Source organism: Rhizobium sp. CFBP 13726 (genome assembly GCF_014841925.1).
Taxonomy (GTDB): domain Bacteria; phylum Pseudomonadota; class Alphaproteobacteria; order Rhizobiales; family Rhizobiaceae; genus Neorhizobium; species Neorhizobium soli.
In genome coordinates, this window is record NZ_JACYUU010000002.1 from 77486 (window position 1) to 94229 (window position 16744).

At 61.4% G+C, this 16744-nt stretch carries 15 protein-coding genes; 8 read left to right on the plus strand and 7 right to left on the minus strand.

What is annotated here, in order from left to right:
* The first annotated feature begins 134 nt into the window (after window positions 1–134).
* The 3 genes from ychF to IFT66_RS07435 are packed head-to-tail and all read left to right on the plus strand — an operon-like array spanning window position 135 to window position 2200.
* Window positions 135–1238, plus strand: coding sequence for a redox-regulated ATPase YchF (gene ychF / locus IFT66_RS07425; RefSeq protein WP_113110733.1), 1104 nt, complete (start codon window positions 135–137; stop codon window positions 1236–1238).
* A gap of 27 nt (window positions 1239–1265) precedes the next feature.
* Window positions 1266–1736 carry a MaoC family dehydratase gene (locus tag IFT66_RS07430; RefSeq protein WP_192077205.1) on the plus strand — a complete coding sequence of 157 codons (471 nt, stop codon included), beginning with the start codon at window positions 1266–1268 and terminating at the stop codon, window positions 1734–1736.
* On the plus strand, window positions 1733–2200 hold the full coding sequence (locus IFT66_RS07435; RefSeq protein WP_062455766.1) for a MaoC family dehydratase: 468 nt from the start codon (window positions 1733–1735) through the stop codon (window positions 2198–2200). Before IFT66_RS07430 ends, IFT66_RS07435 begins: the two co-directional genes overlap by 4 nt.
* A 5-nt stretch (window positions 2201–2205) precedes the next feature.
* Here IFT66_RS07435 and IFT66_RS07440 read toward each other — a convergent pair whose 3' ends face one another.
* Together IFT66_RS07440 and IFT66_RS07445 are read right to left on the minus strand one after the other, a co-directional pair.
* Window positions 2206–2820 (minus strand): LysE family translocator, encoded by a 615-nt coding sequence (locus IFT66_RS07440; RefSeq protein WP_062455763.1) that lies wholly within the window; start codon window positions 2818–2820, stop codon window positions 2206–2208.
* Between the two features lie 101 nt (window positions 2821–2921).
* Window positions 2922–3464, minus strand: a complete 543-nt coding sequence (locus tag IFT66_RS07445) for an adenine phosphoribosyltransferase (RefSeq protein ID WP_192077206.1) — start codon at window positions 3462–3464, stop codon at window positions 2922–2924.
* A gap of 437 nt (window positions 3465–3901) precedes the next feature.
* Between IFT66_RS07445 and IFT66_RS07450 the strand changes: the two genes are divergently transcribed.
* The 4 genes from IFT66_RS07450 (at window position 3902) to IFT66_RS07465 (ending at window position 8320) form a co-directional block, all read left to right on the plus strand.
* Window positions 3902–4399 carry a Csu type fimbrial protein gene (locus IFT66_RS07450; protein WP_192077207.1) on the plus strand — a complete coding sequence of 166 codons (498 nt, stop codon included), beginning with the start codon at window positions 3902–3904 and terminating at the stop codon, window positions 4397–4399.
* Between the two features lie 65 nt (window positions 4400–4464).
* Window positions 4465–4893 carry a fimbrial biogenesis chaperone gene (locus tag IFT66_RS07455; protein ID WP_062455754.1) on the plus strand — a complete coding sequence of 143 codons (429 nt, stop codon included), beginning with the start codon at window positions 4465–4467 and terminating at the stop codon, window positions 4891–4893.
* A gap of 12 nt (window positions 4894–4905) precedes the next feature.
* On the plus strand, window positions 4906–7359 hold the full coding sequence (locus IFT66_RS07460) for a fimbria/pilus outer membrane usher protein (RefSeq protein ID WP_192077208.1): 2454 nt from the start codon (window positions 4906–4908) through the stop codon (window positions 7357–7359).
* Window positions 7340–8320 (plus strand): Csu type fimbrial protein, encoded by a 981-nt coding sequence (locus IFT66_RS07465; protein ID WP_192077209.1) that lies wholly within the window; start codon window positions 7340–7342, stop codon window positions 8318–8320. The genes IFT66_RS07460 and IFT66_RS07465 overlap by 20 nt, the downstream gene beginning before the upstream one ends.
* Before the next feature lie 99 nt (window positions 8321–8419).
* Here IFT66_RS07465 and IFT66_RS07470 read toward each other — a convergent pair whose 3' ends face one another.
* The 3 genes from IFT66_RS07470 to petA are packed head-to-tail and all read right to left on the minus strand — an operon-like array spanning window position 8420 to window position 11235.
* Window positions 8420–9319: a cytochrome c1 gene (locus IFT66_RS07470; RefSeq protein WP_174196424.1), complete on the minus strand. Its 900-nt coding sequence runs from the start codon at window positions 9317–9319 to the stop codon at window positions 8420–8422.
* A gap of 22 nt (window positions 9320–9341) precedes the next feature.
* Window positions 9342–10631: a cytochrome b gene (locus IFT66_RS07475; RefSeq protein WP_192077210.1), complete on the minus strand. Its 1290-nt coding sequence runs from the start codon at window positions 10629–10631 to the stop codon at window positions 9342–9344.
* Between the two features lie 13 nt (window positions 10632–10644).
* Window positions 10645–11235, minus strand: a complete 591-nt coding sequence (petA, locus tag IFT66_RS07480; protein ID WP_062582935.1) for a ubiquinol-cytochrome c reductase iron-sulfur subunit — start codon at window positions 11233–11235, stop codon at window positions 10645–10647.
* Between the two features lie 368 nt (window positions 11236–11603).
* Here petA and IFT66_RS07485 point away from each other — a divergent pair, with 368 nt between their 5' ends.
* Entirely contained in the window at window positions 11604–12542 is a 939-nt protein-coding gene (locus tag IFT66_RS07485) for an endonuclease/exonuclease/phosphatase family protein (protein WP_192077211.1), read from the plus strand.
* Here IFT66_RS07485 and IFT66_RS07490 read toward each other — a convergent pair.
* Both IFT66_RS07490 and IFT66_RS07495 read right to left on the minus strand, forming a co-directional pair.
* Complete coding sequence (locus tag IFT66_RS07490; RefSeq protein WP_192077212.1) at window positions 12529–14409, minus strand: ABC transporter ATP-binding protein; 1881 nt, start codon at window positions 14407–14409, stop codon at window positions 12529–12531. The genes IFT66_RS07485 and IFT66_RS07490 overlap by 14 nt on opposite strands.
* 154 nt (window positions 14410–14563) lie before the next feature.
* A complete protein-coding gene (locus IFT66_RS07495; protein ID WP_113167700.1) occupies window positions 14564–16477 on the minus strand; it encodes a HAMP domain-containing methyl-accepting chemotaxis protein in 1914 nt (637 codons plus the stop codon).
* Window positions 16478–16744: the final 267 nt, after the last annotated feature.

Genomic DNA, 16744 nt, shown 5'->3' on the forward strand with positions numbered 1-16744 from the left:
CTCGTTTCCCAATTCTGTTTTGCGTCGTTACCAGCGTCCCCGCCGCCTCCCCCAAGCCGCCAACCCTTGACCGCCCGGCCTGTTTCCCCCATAGCCACGGCAACGAACAATTCTAGTCAGACGGGGTCCGTCCCATGGGTTTCAAATGCGGTATCGTCGGCCTGCCGAATGTCGGCAAGTCCACGCTCTTTAACGCTCTCACCAAGACTGCAGCGGCGCAGGCTGCCAACTATCCGTTCTGCACGATCGAGCCGAACACCGGCGAGGTCGCGGTTCCGGATCCGCGCATGCAGCAGCTGGCCACCATCGCCGGCTCCAAGGAAATCATTCCAACCCGTATCTCCTTCGTCGATATCGCCGGCCTCGTGCGCGGCGCCTCGAAGGGTGAAGGTCTCGGCAACAAGTTCCTCGCCAATATCCGCGAAGTCGATGCTGTCGTGCACGTGCTGCGCTGCTTCGAAGACGACGACATTACCCATGTCGAAGGCCGTATCAATCCGGTCGGCGATGCCGAGACGATCGAGACCGAGCTGATGCTTGCCGACCTCGAAAGCCTGGAACGCCGCGTCGAGCAGACCCGCAAGCGCGCCAAGACCAACGACAAGGAATCCGTCGCCCAGCTGCCGGTCATGGAAGCCGTCATCAAGCTTCTCAACGACGGAAAGCCTGCCCGCATTCTTCTGAAGACGCTGGCAGCCGACGACATCGAGATCTTGAAGGCTCTAAACCTCCTGACCTCGCATCCCGTCCTCTACGTCTGCAACGTCGCCGAAAGCGATGCCGTCGATGGCAACGAGCACACCAAGGCCGTGGCCGCGATGGCCAAGGAACAGGGTGCCGAATGCGTCATCATCTCGGCCGCCATCGAGTCCGAAGTCGCGCAGCTGCCGGAAGACGAAGCCAAGGAATTCCTCTCGGCCCTCGGCCTTGAAGAAGCAGGCCTCGACCGCCTGATCCGCGCCGGTTACAATCTCCTTCACCTGATCACCTATTTCACGGTCGGCCCCAAGGAAACCCGCGCCTGGACCATCGTCCGCGGCACCAAGGCCCCGGCTGCTGCCGGCGTCATCCACACGGATTTCGAACGCGGCTTCATCCGCGCCTTCACGATCGGCTTTGATGACTACGTCGCCTTCAAGGGCGAAGTCGGCGCCAAGGAAGCCGGCAAGGGCCGCGACGAAGGCAAGGAATATGTCGTAAACGACGGCGACGTGATCCACTTCCGCTTCAACACCTGATCGGGAACCCGCGGAGGCGCGAACGAGATGATGGAAATCGAATATCACTTCGAGGACTTCACCCCGGATCGCGCCTTCCCGCTTGCGGATAAGCTTGTCACGGCCGAGGAAATCGTCGAGTTCGCCACCGAATTCGACCCTCAGCCCATGCATCTCGATGAAGCCGCCGGACGTGCCAGCATTCTCGGCGGTCTCTCGGCGTCCGGCTGGCATACATCGTCGATGTTCATGCGGATGATGTATGACGGCTGGCTGTCGCGCGCAGCGTCCGAAGGCTCGCCCGGCATCGAACTGATGGAATGGAAAAAGCCGGTCCTCGCTGGCGACACGCTGTCCGGCCGCTCCACCGTGGCCTCGACCCGCCTGCTCCGCTCCCGCCCGGGCATCGGCCTCGTCAACTTCCTGCACGAAGTCACCAATCAGCGAGGCCAGATCGTCATGCGCGGTGAAAACCCGATCATGATCCGGCTCCGAAACGCGGCCGAGGTCACGGCATGAGGCTGATCGAACTCTCTCCCCCCGGCACGCGGATCGAAACCGGCACGCTGCTCTTCACCCCTGAAGACATCATCCGGTTCGCCCGGAAATTCGATCCGCAACCCTTCCATGTGGATGCGGAAGCCGCAAAACACTACGTCTTCGGCGGGCTCTGCGCCTCCGGCTGGCACACATGCGCGGGCTGGATGAAGACGTTCATGGCCTATTGGACAGCGGAAGTCGTACGCCTCGAAGCCGCCGGCCTCGCCGCCCCGAAACTCGGCCCTTCCGCCGGCTTCAAGTCGCTGCAGTGGCTGAAACCCGTCTATGCCGGCGACAGCATCACCTATTCCGTGACCCTGATCGAATCGCGCCCGCTCGGAAGCCGCCCCGGCACCTTCATCAACCTGACGGAAAATGACGGCGTCAACCAACACGGCGAGACGGTGATGCGCTACGAAGGCACCGTTCTCGAATTCACCTGACACCACTATCGCACGGCAACAGCAGCAACGCCCGCCCCCACCATCACCGCTCCGCAGCCCCGGTTGACGCGCCGCAGAACCGCTGGGCGCTTCAGTGCTGCCCTCGCCCGCCCGGCAAGAACCACGTGGCCGCCGATCACCAGAACCTCGACGGCGACGATGACAAGCGCCAAAACGCCGGCCTGCTCCATCGTGAGATTGGGTCCAACGACGTTGGGCAGGAGCGCTATGTAAAAGAGCGGCATTTTCGGATTGCCGAGATTGAGAAGGACACCGGTCGCAAATGTCGCCACCAGCCCCGACCGGCCCGTTACCACGGCATGATCGGCCGGAACCGGCTCGGCAAACCACAACCGCACGCCCATCCAGACCAGATAGGCAGCCCCGGCATAGCGCAGCACCGTCATTGCCATGCCCAGCTCCTCCGCCACCAGCGACAGGCCGAACACGGCGAGGAACAGAAAGATCAGGATGCCGGTGACCGTTCCGGCTCCGTAGGCGATACCGGCGGCCGCACCGTGCGACACCGTACGGGCCATGATCGTCACATTGTCGGGTCCGGGACTTGCCGCGAAAACCAGAAACGCGGCGGCAAAGGCAGTCAGGCTTGCGATATCCATGGCCGTCTCCCCGAGGCTCCGGTCAAGTCCGGAACGGGTGAAGGATATCGCCTCCGCCGCCGGTCGCAATCCTCAAAACCGGCGGCATTTGGGAATTTTCTTCAGTGCCCTTCGAACTCGATCAGCGTACGCACTTCGACGCCGAGGGCTTCCAGCTTCTTGCGGCCGCCGAGTTCCGGCAGGTCGATGACGAAACAGGCCGATACGATCTCCGCACCCATCTGGCGCAGCAGCTTCACCGCACCTTCGGCCGTGCCGCCGGTCGCGATCAGGTCGTCCGTCAGGATGACTTTCTCGCCGGGCTTGATCGCATCCACATGCATTTCCATCTCGTCGACGCCGTATTCGAGGCTGTAGGCCACGCGCACGGTCTCGTGCGGCAGCTTGCCCTTCTTGCGGATCGGCACGAACCCTGCCGAGAGCTGGTGCGCCAGTGCGCCACCGAGAATAAAGCCACGCGCCTCGATACCGGCCACTTGGGCGATGGACATGTCGGCATAAGGTTTCACCAGGTCGTCCACCGCCTGACGGAACGCCTTGGCATCGCCAAGCAGCGTCGTGATGTCGCGAAAGATGATACCTGGTTTCGGGTAATCACGGATGGCACGGATGGAGGCGGCGAGTGTGTCGTCACGGGAGGACATTGGGGCGGGAGCCTTGTTTGTTGTTCGTTGCTAAAGGAAAGCAATAGGCAGCTGCGGTCGACATTGTCCAGATCAAACCGCGCACTACCCGCCGACGCAACAGTGCCCCCCAGCGAAGCATTCTCGTCCGCCGTCTCTTCAACCAAAACCGATCTGAGTATTCACCGCAATCGATACCTGCACTCTCGACATTCCGCCATCCATTAGAAATCACGAATAAGTAAACTGTCGCCCGGCCCTCGCATTACGCGCTGGCTCGTTTGAATGCGGAAGATCGATTTTCCGATTCATCATCACTTTATTTGATTTAGAGTAAATTAGTTACTTGTGAAAGAAACGGCATTAATGTTTCGTTAACAAATTGGGCCGCAGTCTAGGGTTGGCAACATTGCCAATTTCTATCAAAGCGCGAATGATCGCGCCCATTGAGGTCCTTCATGACGAAGACAATACTCGCGACGATTTTCGCCGCTACAGCCCTTTCCCTGACGTCCAGCGCCGCATTTGCCCAGACACTGGATGCCAACATGGATGTCTCCATGACCGTGGCTGCCGAATGCACGCTGGCCACTGATCCGGTAGCCTTCGGCAATCAGGCCCTGATGGATGTAGCCGTCGAGGTCCCCGGAAACATGACCGTGCAATGCACGGCGAATGCGCCCTATCAGATACAGCTCGGTGTCGGCAATGGCGCCCTGGCAACCGTTGAAACCCGCTTTATGACAGGCGTAGCCAACGGTGGTCTGGCGACCTATACGGTTCACCAGGGCTTGGCGACCGGCCCGATCTGGGGCGCCACCCTCGGTACGAACACGCTTGACGGCACCGCGACTGGCGCAGCAGACGTCATTCCGTTCACGGCAGTGCTTGCAGCGAACCAGAGCGTCCAAGCTGATACCTACGCCGACGTCTTGATCGCAACGATCAACTACTAAGCACGAAGCTTGCGGCAAGCTCCGGCGGCGCGGCGTGTCGCTAACCTGAAAATAAGGATGACAAGATGATCTCCATGCGCTTCATGGCAGCGAGCCTATTCGCATGCCTGATAGCCGGCGGTGCCGGAGCAGCTGCTTTGAGGGTTTCTCCGATCACTTTGGATCTGAAAGCCTCTTCCCCCACGGGAACGGTTCGGGTGTGGGAAGACGGGTTGCGGCCGGTCAAGGTGCAGGTGCGGGTTTTTCGCTGGACGAAGGTCAATGGCAAGGATCGCCTGGATCCCACCACGGACGTGGTTGCCAGCCCCCCGGTCACCACGCTGAAGCCTGGTACTGAGAACTCGATCAGAGTTGTCCGTGTCAGCAAGAAGCCGATTGTCGGAACAGAGTCCTACCGGCTTCTGATCGATCAGCTGCCCGAGGCCGGGCGAAAGACCCCCGGTCAGGTCAGCGTCATGATCCGGCATTCGATCCCCGTTCGGTTTACCGACTAGGGGGTCGGTCGCATGGCGCGTCAGACAGCCCTGCTCCTGGCGCGCTTGTGCCTCGCCGTCCTCGTCCTGCCGACCGCAGGTCATGCGGCATCCGGGGATACGTCTCCGGATGCCGATCTGGCGGCCGACGCCGATCCTTTTGACGTCCCTGCGGCCACCGATACGGGCGGGCCGAGCGACCTCTATCTGTACGTATCGATCAACGGCGTAAAGACCGATCTCGTTGCCGCCTTCCGGCAGGCACCGGACGGATCCCTCTCGATCGAGATCGAGCAGCTGCGCAATATCGGCATCAAGCCCGCCAAGACGGCAATCGGCGAAGATGGCCGCGTAACCATCGATCAGCTACCATCAGTCACTTTCGTCTACGACGATCTGCAGCAAACGATCGATTTTACCGCATCGAACGGCGAACGCGCGCCAAAAATCATCGACGCCAAGGCGCCGCGCGGCGGCGCGCCGAAGAGACCGAGACTGAAGGCGCAATCCTCGTCCGGTGCACTCCTCAACTACAATATCGTCGCGTCTTCCGACAATTCCGAAAAGGATTCGCGGTTCGGCTTCACCGGCGTGAGCGGCGCTTTCGAAGCCGTGTATTTCAGCCCGCTGGGCGTCCTCAGCAATACATTTATCGCCAGCACCTCTGACGATACCTACTACGGCTCGACGCGCCTGGACACGACCTGGCGCTATTCGGATCAGGACTCGATGGTCACCTACAGCGCCGGTGACGTCATCACCGGCGGCCTGAACTGGACGCGCCCGACCCGTCTGGGAGGCCTGCAGGTGCAACGCAGCTTCTCGCTGCGATCCGACCTGGTCACCTTTCCCGTGCCGGAACTGTCGGCAAGCGCTGCCGTGCCTTCCACCGTCGATGTCTATCTCAATGATGCCAAGCGCTTTTCCAGTTCGGTCGGCGCAGGTCCGTTCGACATCACCAACCTGCCCTTCGTCGACGGAAGCGGCAATGCCCGGGTTGTCGTCACCGACGCTCAAGGGCAGCAGGTGTCGACCGAAAGCAGCTTCATCGCGTCCAGTCAGATGCTCGCCCGCGGGCTTTACGATTTCTCCGCCGAGCTGGGCTTTGCGCGACACGGCTACGGGATCGACTCGAACGACTACGATTCCCGCCCTTACGGATCGCTGACCCTGCGCACCGGCGCGACCAACTGGCTGACGATGGAAGGCCATGCCGAGGGCGGCGCGGATCTCGTCCATGGCGGCGTCGGCGCCGTGTTCGCCGCGCCTTGGAGTGGCGTCATCTCGCTCTCTGGCGCTGGCAGCTATCACGATGGTGCAATAGGCGAGCAGGTTGGCATGACCTGGGAGAGACAGATGCGAGGCTTTCACCTCAGAGCCCGCATGCAGCGCAGCTTCGGCAGTTTTCAGGACATTGCCTCGGTCACAGCCGACAAGCGCAGCTCCACCGACGGGATCTTGCTCGGATCAGCGGCGCCGCCCAAGGCGCTCGACCAGGTATCCCTGTCGGTCCCAATGCCTTTCGACCGATCGAACCTGAACTTCAGCTTCACCAATGCCGAGACCGCAGAAGGTGACCGGCAGCGTATCCTCGGCCTTTCCTACAGCCGCCCGGTGTTCAATGACAGCACGTTTTCCGTGTCCGCGATCAAGAGCCTGACCGACGGCACTGTCGGAATCTATGCGAGCCTCTTCGTCCCGATCGGCAAGCGGATCTCGGCCACCACATCGGTAGCATCGCAGTCAGACGAAACCAGCGTGACGCAGACGGTCAGCCGCACGCTGGGTCAGCAGATCGGCGACTACGGCTGGAGCGTTGGCCGGACGCAGTCGGAAAACGCGATCAACTCGGCAGCCGTCAGCTACCGCGCTTCGGCGGCAAAAGTGGCGGCGCGCGTCGACCAACGCGGCAGCAAGACAAGGGCCAGTGTGACCGTTGATGGAGCTCTGGTCGCGGCCGGAGGCGGCGTCTTCGCGTCCAACCGCATCAACGACGCGTTCGCCATCGTCGATGCAGGCGCGCCCGGCGTCGAGGTCCAGCATGAGAACAGACCAGCCGGCCGCACAAACAGCGGCGGCAAGCTGCTCCTTCCGAACCTGCGCTCCTATCAGGAAAACCACATTGCGATCGACCCCGAGGATCTGCCGCTCGACGCCGTCGTCAACACCACCCGCACCGTCGTGGTGCCGGCCGACCGATCGGGGATCGTCGTCAACTTCGAGGTCGACGTCGATGCGAACGCCGCACTGGTGACCTTCTCCGGACCGGACGGAAAACCCATCGCAGTCGGCGCCAGCGGCACGACGAAGACCGGATCGGAACCTTTCGTCGTCGGCTATGACGGCCAGACGCTCGTGGAAAATCTGAAAGCCAGCAACCGCCTCACCCTGACGCTGCCGGATGAGACCACCTGCGTGGCAACCTTCCAATACAAGCCCCAGCGGGGCAAACAGGTGAGTATTACCGATGCGATATGCCAGCCTTAAGCGCCTCAGAACGCTTCTTCTCCAGGCCGGGATCGGCCTGCTCCTCTATGGAGCCGGCGCCGGCGACGCCGCGGCCGCAAGCTGTACCGTCGACATCGATTCCGCCAACTTCGGCAATGTCGATACGCTCTCGGGCGTGTCCGCCGATACGACGGCGCAGGTTTCGATCAGTTGCAGCGGCGTCAGCGCCAACGCAACAGCGGTCACGCTCTGCGGCAATCTCGGCAGCGGCAGCGGTGGCACATCCGGCGGAACCCGCACCATGCGATCGGGCACGAACGAGCTCGGCTACCAGCTTTACGCCGACGCCAGCCGCGCGACCCGCTGGGGTTCGTATGACGATACGACACTCGGCCAGCCACGGACGATCCGCATCGCCGCATCTGATGGCGAGGCCAATGGCGCCGTGACGCTTTACGGCGGGCTGTCTGCCGGCCAGACGAGCGCTGGCACCGGCACCTACCTCTCCTCGTTCAGCACCGGCGAGGTGCGGTTCTACTACGAAGAGGGAAGTACCCTCGACTGCACGGCACCGACGTCGGCGACACTGGCGCAGGCAAGTTTTACCGTTCAGGCAACAGTTGCGGCAAACTGCCTGATCGCCGTTTCAAACCTTGATTTCGGTCTTCACGGCCTGATCGATTCCGAAGTGACTGCGAGCGGTGGGGTCGACGTCACCTGCACGCCGAACTCAACCTACAGCATCGCCATGGATGGCGGCCTGGCTGCGGCCACCAACCCGGAACAACGGTTGATGCGCTCCGGTACCAACACGATCGCTTACGGCCTTTACGCCGATCAGGCCCATTCTCGACCCTGGGGTGCGACAGGTAGCGCACTGGTCTCCGGCACGGGGGCCGGCGCCGTGCAGTCGATACCTGTCTTTGGCCGCGTCGCTCCGCAACCGGCTGCCGCCGGCAACTACACCGACACGGTGATCGTCACCGTTACCTATTTTTGACCTCTGCCGAAGGACGGGGCTGCCCGGACCTCTGATCGGCTAATCGCAAGACATGAAAAAAGGCGGCCGAAGCCGCCTTTTTGGTCAAAACTTTGAAGCTCAGTGCGGCTTGCGGGCATAGACCGATTTCTTGGTCAGATAGATCAGCCCGGTAAAGATCACCAGGAAGATCATCACCATGAAACCGGTGCGCTTGCGCTCTTCCAGATGCGGCTCGGCAGTAAACATCAGGAACGCGGCGACGTCCTTCGAATACTGATCCACCGTCTGCGGCGTACCGTCGTCATAGCTCACCTGATCATTGCTGATCGGCGGGGCCATGGCGAGCGCTGAGGCATTGGCAAAGTACGGATTGTAGTGCGTCCCCGGTGCGACTTCCACGCCCGGAGGCGGATCCTGGTAGCCGGTCAGCAGCGCGTGGATATAGTCCGGGCCGCCTTCCTGGTACTGGGTAAAGATGTCGAACACGAACTGCGGGAAGCCGCGGGTGATGCCGCGCGCCTTGGCAAGCAACGACATATCCGGCGGTGCAGCACCGTTGTTGGCCGCCGCCGCCGCCTGGGCGTTCGGATAGGGCGACGGAAAGTGGTCCGATGGTACCGCCTTGCGGGTAAACATCTCGCCGTCGTCGTTCGGACCGTCCTGCACCTCGTAATTGGCCGCAAGCGCCTTCACCTGACCGTCCGAATAGCCGAGATCCTCAAGCGTGCGGAACGACACGAGCCGCATCGAATGGCAGGCGGAACAGACTTCCGTATAGACCTTGAGGCCGCGCTGCAGCTGGCCCTTGTCGTAGTGGCCGAAGGGACCGGCAAAGGTCCAGTCCACAGGTTCCGGATGACGCAGCGGATAATGCGGCGTGCCGCCCTCCGCATGGTCACCGCCGCCGCCGCCGGCTGTACCGGCGCCGACGTCATGCTTTTCCTGCGCACTCAAGGACGTCATAGTGAGGCCGAGTGCCAGGGTGAGCGAAGCGAGGCCGAGTGTTATTTTCTTCATGTAAGTCTCCTCCCGCCTGCGCTCAGGCATTTGCCTGACCGGCCGCAACGCCGGCATTGGCTGATCTGCCCTGTTTCTCCAGCACCGCTTCCGTGATCGAATTCGGAATGCGGCGAGGTGTCTCGAACAGGCCGAGCAGCGGCATGATCACGAGGAAGAAGCCGAAGTAGTAGAGCGTTCCGATCTGCGACAGCACGACGAAAATGCCTTCCGCCGGCTGTGACCCCAGCCAACCGAGCATGATCGCATTGGCGACGAAGATCCAGAAGAACGTCTTGTACCAGGGCCGGTAGACGGCCGAACGCACCTTCGATGTATCGAGCCATGGCAGGAAGAACAGGATGATGATCGCACCGAACATCACCAGGACGCCGCCGAGCTTGCTATCGATAAACAGGAAGTTGAAGGTGATCGCGCGCAGCATCGCGTAGAATGGCAGGTAGTACCATTCGGGCACGATATGTGCCGGGGTCTTCAGGGCATCAGCCGGGATGTAGTTGTCCGGATGGCCGAGATAGTTCGGCATGTAGAAGATGAACCAGGCGTAGACGATCAGGAACACCGAAACGCCGAGCGCATCCTTGAGCGTCGCATAAGGCGTAAACGGCACCGTATCGGTCTTCGTCTTTATCTCGACGCCGGTCGGATTGGTCTGGCCGGTCACATGCAGTGCCCAGATATGCAGGACGACGACGCCCGCAATCATGAACGGCAGCAGGTAATGCAGCGAGAAGAAGCGATTGAGCGTCGGCTGGTCGACGGCAAAGCCGCCGAGCAGGAACTGCTGTATCCATTCACCCACCAGCGGGAAGGCCGAGAAGAAGCCGGTGATGACGGTGGCACCCCAGAACGACATCTGTCCCCAGGGCAGAACGTAGCCCATGAAGCCGGTCGCCATCATCAGGAGATAGATGACGACGCCGAGGATCCAGAGGATTTCGCGTGGCGCTTTGTAGGAGCCGTAGTAGAGACCGCGTCCGATATGCAGGTAGACGGCGATAAAGAAGAACGACGCGCCGTTGGCGTGCATGTAGCGCAGCAGCCAACCATGGTTGACGTCGCGCATGATCTTCTCGACCGAGTCGAACGCGTCGACCGTCGATGCGGTGTAATGCATGGCCAGCACGACGCCGGTCAGGATCTGTACGATCAGCATGACCGCAAGCATGGCGCCGAACGTATAGGCGTAGTTGAGGTTTCTCGGCACCGGAAACGAGATGAAACTGTCATGGATCAGACGCGGCAGCGGCAGCCGCTGGTCGACCCATTTTTCAATGCCGGTGGATGGCTGGTAGGACGAATGATCGCTCATGAGAATGCTCCCCTCACCCGATCCGGATCACGGTATCCGACGCAAATGCGAACGTCGGGATGGCCAGGTTTTGCGGAGCAGGTCCCTTACGGATACGGCCTGCCGTATCGTAGTGGGACCCATGACACGGACAGAACCACCCGCCGAAGTCCCCGGACTGACCGAGCGGCACGCAACCCAGATGGGTGCAGGAGCCGATCATCACGATCCAGTTTTCCTTGCCGGCGCCGGCAGAACGATCGACGCCCGATGCTTCCGCATCGGCCGGCAAGTTGGCATTGCGCGCCACCGGATCCTTGAGCGCGGCAAGCTCGACCTTGTTGGCCTCTTCGAGTTCCTTCGGCGTCCGGTTGCGGATGAACACCGGCTTGCCCCGCCATTTGACGGTGAGCGACATACCCGGCTCAAGAGCTGCGACATTCACTTCGATCGATGCGAGCGCAAGCGTCGATGCATCAGGCCGCATCTGGTCGATGAACGGCCAGGCAACAGCCGCGACGCCCACGGCGCCAGCCATGCCGGTAGTCAAATATAGGAAATCGCGCCGCGTGGGTTCACCCGAATGGGGCTCCACGCGTGCACTATGCGTATCGTGCTCGCTCACGGTCAGTCATCCTCTCACGCTCCAGCGGATAAATCCGCATCGCTCCTCCGCGCGGCTCCCCCGACACACTCATGCCTTGGGAATCCCAGCAAATAGCGCCTCATGTGCTTGATCGCAGATAAAGTCCCAACTTGGCAAGTGCCTGCCCGCCACATTCTGGCCAGGATGCGGACCGTCCCCCTGTATTGCCGGATATGCGCCGCATTGGATCGAACTGCCCCACCCCGGGACGCGCGGGCGTGGCGAAGCGGCCACAACCCCAGATCGCCTGCCCTTCCTTGCCCCTGGCCGGGCCTGTTGCGTTGCCAGTGGCGGAACGGCATGCTAGGCGGCAGAAAGCTTCATGGCAGCCGGCTCGGAAATCCTGAATGAGAAAGACGTTATCGGTCGCCATCTGCGTCATCGTGTCGCTGGTCCTTCTCGCGATCTTGACACGCTATCTGCGGCCTCACTGGATCCTCGCAACGCTGCACAGCCTGCAATTTCATGCGGCCGCGGCCTGCGTCGGCGGCATGGCACTGGCGCTTCTTATCCACCGCAACCTCGCAAGCTATGCCCTGCTTCTGGTCGCGCTGCTTTTGACCGCGCACCCTCTGTGGATGGCGCGCGAAATTGCGGCGGAGGTCACGCCTGCCGATCAGAGCGCACCGACCTTCCGGCTGATGTCCTTCAACATCCTCTCCGAAAACTACGAAAATGCCGAGGGCATCACCCGCGCCATCCTGTCATCGGGCGCCGATGTGGTGAACATCATGGAAGGCGAATCGCTTTACGAACATCTGACGCAGATCGCCACGGTCTATCCCTACCGCGTCGGTTGCGGCGTGCTCATGGAAGAGTGCGACCAGATGATGTTTTCAAAAAACCCGATCGAAAACGCTTCGGTTCGAAGCCTGAGCAATATCTTCGACAATCGCTTTATCATGGGCGAGGTCACGGTTTCCGGGCGCAAGGTCCATGTCGTCGGCATCCATACGACGAAGCCGTATTTCGACAACTTCCACACGATGGAACTCATGAATGCAGCGCTCGCCATCACCGCCACCGATGGCCCGCTGGTTCTGTCAGGCGATTTCAACGCCTCAAGCCTGCCACCCAACATGCGGATGTTTCTGAACTCGACGGGTCTGAAGACAGCAGCCTTCGAGCCGCCCACCTGGCCAGTCCGGGCGCGGATGCTGGGTCTGGCGATCGACCACGTCTATGTGCGTGCCCCGCTCAAGATAAAGTCGCTCACCCGCATGCCGAACACCTACGGCTCCAACCACGCCGGGCTGATCGCCGACATCGCAATCACCGGACCTTGACCACGTCGCCTTCGTCTTCGATCCCCAGAAACCCGCCAGACTGGCGCGACCAGAGGTCCGCGTAGAGACCGCCCGCCGCAATCAGCTCGTTATGGGTGCCCTGCTCGATGATGGCGCCCTTGTCCATCACGATCAGCCGGTCGAGCGTCGCGATCGTCGAAAGCCGGTGCGCGATCGCGAGCACGGTCTTGCCCTGCATCAGCCGCTCCAGATTGGACTGGATCGCCGCTTCCACTTCCGAATCGAGCGCCGATGTTGCCTCGTCCAGCACCAGGATTGGCGCGTCCTTCAGCATCACCCGGGCAATCGCCACCCGCTGTCGCTGTCCGCCCGACAGTTTCACGCCGCGCTCGCCCACATGCGCATCGAACCCTCGGCGGCCGCGCTGGTCGGTCAGCGTCTGAATAAACCCGTCTGCCTCGGCCTTCTTGGCCGCATCGAGAAGCTGTGCGTCGGTCGCATCGGGTCTCCCGAACAGGATGTTGTCGCGAAGCGAGCGATGCAGCAGCGACGTGTCCTGCGTCACCATGCCGAGATTGGCACGCAGCGACTCCTGGCTCACCGTCGCAATGTCCTGCCCGTCGATGAGGATGCGCCCGCCCTCCAGATCGTAGAAGCGCAGCAGCAGGTTGACGAGCGTCGACTTGCCCGCCCCCGATCGTCCAACGATCCCGATCTTCTCTCCCGCCCGGATGGAGAGCGACAGGTTGTCGATCACGCCCTCGCCCTTGCCGTAGTGAAACCGGATGTTCTCAAACCGAATCTCCGGCTGCTCCACCTTCAGCTCCGTCGCGCCGGGCACATCCACCAACCCGATCGGCTTTGAGATCAGCTCGGCCGCATTCTGGACGGTGCCGAAATTGCGCATGATGCCGTTGAACTGGGTCATCAGACGGCCGAGCAGGAAATTGAGCCGCAGCACCAGCGCCAAGGTAAAGGCGACCGCGCCGGAACTGATCAGCCCGGACAGCCACAGATGGATCGACAGCGCCGCCATGCTGCTGATCATGATGCCCGACAGAAGCGCCATCGACGCCCGGACGCCGGTGATGAAACGGGTAAAGTGGATGAGCGTGGTCTGATAGGTCTCAAATCCCTGCCGCATGTAGCGGTCATTGGCCTCGTCGCGCCCGAACAGTTTCAGCGTCTGGATATTGCTGTAGGCGTCGACCATGCGGCCGTTGAGCATGGAGGCAGCCTCCGCCGTCTCGCGCGAGTGGTACCGAATGCGCGGCACGAAATAACGGGCCAGAAATCCGAACACCAGCACCCAGACGCAGACCAGTACGCCGAGCCGCAAGTCGAGCCCGCCGACCAGGACCAGCATGGAGACGGAATAGATCGTGACGAACCAGACGCTTTCCATCAGCGAGGTCACGAGATCGCCCGCCGCCTGCCCGCCCGACCAGACCTTGGTGACGATCCGGCCGGAAAAGTCGTTCTGGAAAAACGACAGCGATTGGCGCGCAACATGCATGTAGGACTGCCAGCGCATCAGGTTGTAGAACCCGGGCGTAATGATCTGCTGGTCGATCAGCGCGGTCGACATCGTCACCAGGAAGCGCACGACACCGATCAGCACCAGCATGCCCAACAGCTCGCCGCCATGCTGGTCGAGCAGCACCGTCCAGCCGTCACCCGGCTTGATCGTCGACAGGATATCCACGAGCCGCCCTACGAACCAGAACAGCGCCGCCTCGATCGCCGCCGTCAGACCACCCAGAATGAGCATCCCGAAGAACGGCGCCTTGGCCTGCGAGATGTAGAACCAGATAAAGGCGAACACGTCTTCGGGCGGACGCAGATCGTCCTTGCGCGCAAACGGCTGAACATAATTTTCGAAGGCGCGGAAGAGGCGAATGATCATGCCGCAGGATATAGGCGGATTTCGAAAGGGGCAAAGGCTGGGATGCGGCTGTCGCCGGATAATTCCGCAATCGCCCGCTTTTCATAAGGGGGGCTTCAAAACGAAAACGGCCGCCGAAGCAGCCGTTTCCAGAACTCATCATTTTGGCAGAGGATCAGAACTCCGACCATTCCTGCTTGGCCGCAGTCTGGCCGCCGCCGAATGCCGAGGCAATCCGGTTGCCCATTGCGCGCACGGGTGACTGTGCCGGTCGCGATGCAGGCGTGGCCGAGCGGACGGCACTACGTCCCTCTTCCAGCTTGAACTGTGCCAAAAGCTCGATCAGCGATGCAGCCTGCGCGGCAAGGCTGTGGCTGGCAGCCGTCGTCTGCTCTACCATCGCCGCGTTCTGCTGGGTGCCCTGGTCCATATGATTGACCGAGGTGCTGATCTCCGACAGACCCGTCGACTGCTCACGCGAAGACACGACTATCGAGGCGACGTTGGTGTTGATCTGCTGCACTTCGGTCACGATCGATTGCAAGGCAGCACCTGTCTGGCCGACCAGCGCAACGCCGTCACGCACCTTTTCGCCCGAAGCACCGATCAGAACCTTGATCTCACGCGCTGCTTTCGCGGACCGCTGGGCAAGTTCGCGGACTTCCTGGGCAACGACCGCAAAGCCTTTGCCTGCCTCGCCGGCCCTGGCTGCCTCGACACCGGCGTTCAGCGCCAGAAGATTGGTCTGGAAAGCGATGTCGTCGATCACGCCGATGATGTTGCCGATCTCGCCGGACGACTTTTCGATCGCTTCCATCGCAACGACGGCCTGGCGAACGATATCGCCGGACTTTTCGGCACCGTCGCGGGTGTGCTCGACGAGCTTGCCGGCTTCTCCGGCACGGGCTGCCGAATCCTTGACGGCCGTCGTTACCTCCTCGAGCGCCGCAGCGGTCTCTTCGACCGATGCCGCCTGCTGCTCGGTACGCTTCGACAGATCGTCTGCGGCTGAGCGGATCTCGTTGGCACCGGCATCGATCATCCGGGCATTGTCACCGACCGACCGAAGGACAGTCTGCAGATTGTCCATCGAGGCGTTAAAGTTGACGCGCAGCTGATCGAGCTGTCCGGCGAACGGCTGTCCGATGCGGAAGGTCATATCGCCGTGCGAGAGGGAGTTCAGACCGTTGGCAAGACTATCGACGGCAAACGAAACCTCGGCCGCCTCATGCGCCTTCTGCTCCTCGCGAGCAATCCGCTCGCTCTCGCTCATCGAACGGTTGGCTTCGGTTTCCCGCTCCAGGCGCTCGCGCTCCAGGGCGTTGTTGCGGAACACGGAGACGGCTGCTGCCATCTCGCCGATTTCATCCTTCCGCCCCGCGTAAGGGATCGCAACCTGCGCATTACCGGAGGCAAGCGTGTTCATCGAACCGGTAATGTCGGCAATCGGGCGCGCAACGCGGAAGTAGGACAAAAGCCCTGCAGCAAGCGCGAGAAGTGTTGCGAAGACGACGACGACTATCGTCGAGATCGCTGCAAACCGTGCGGCGCTATCTGCGACCTTGCCGTATTCGAGGCTGTGCAGCCGGTTGTCGTTGATCATGTCCAGCATCACATCGCCGGCCTCGCCGCCTTTGGGCACCATCTGCGCGATGACGGCCTTGGCCTCATAGACGCGCGAGGCCCCCAGCAGGCTGACGAACTGAGCTCCCAGCTTGTCGTAATCGGCAACGATCGCCTCGAGCTTTTCGATCTTGTCCTTGGTCACATCGAGGCTGGCCGTGTCGGCGAATGTCTTGAAAGCCTCGGCACGCTCTTGCGTCTTGGCGCGGATCTGATCGAGCCACTGCTTCTGGTCAGCGGCATTGCTGGCCGAAAGCGCCATCAAATAAAGACGCCGGATATCGGACAGGATCCTGTCCATATTGGAGGTCATCACCGAGCGTTCCATGCGACGGCTGATATTGGACGTCTGAGCATCGAGCTGGTTGACGGAGCGCATGGCGAGTGCGCCCTGAAGGATCACCAGCAGAACGGTGATGCCGAAGAGAGCGGGCAGAAGAAACTTGATCTTTATCTTGCTGAACATCTGGGACCGGAGCCGAAATGAGAGGGAGTTTAATCCCTCGAGACTTGACAGCTTTAGATAAAGAAAAACTTACTGCGTCTCGGCCATAAAAAAATATTAGCGTCGTCGCAAATACCTGACATTGTTGAATGTTTCGGTAACCGCGGCGTCGTTCCCTAGGGAGCCGCCGAGAGCGTGAGCGACCATCCCGGGGTGGCTCGGAACATGCGCAACAAGTGATAAATCGTTGCCGTCGCGCCATCCCGCCGATCGGAAGCGTCCAGCGCC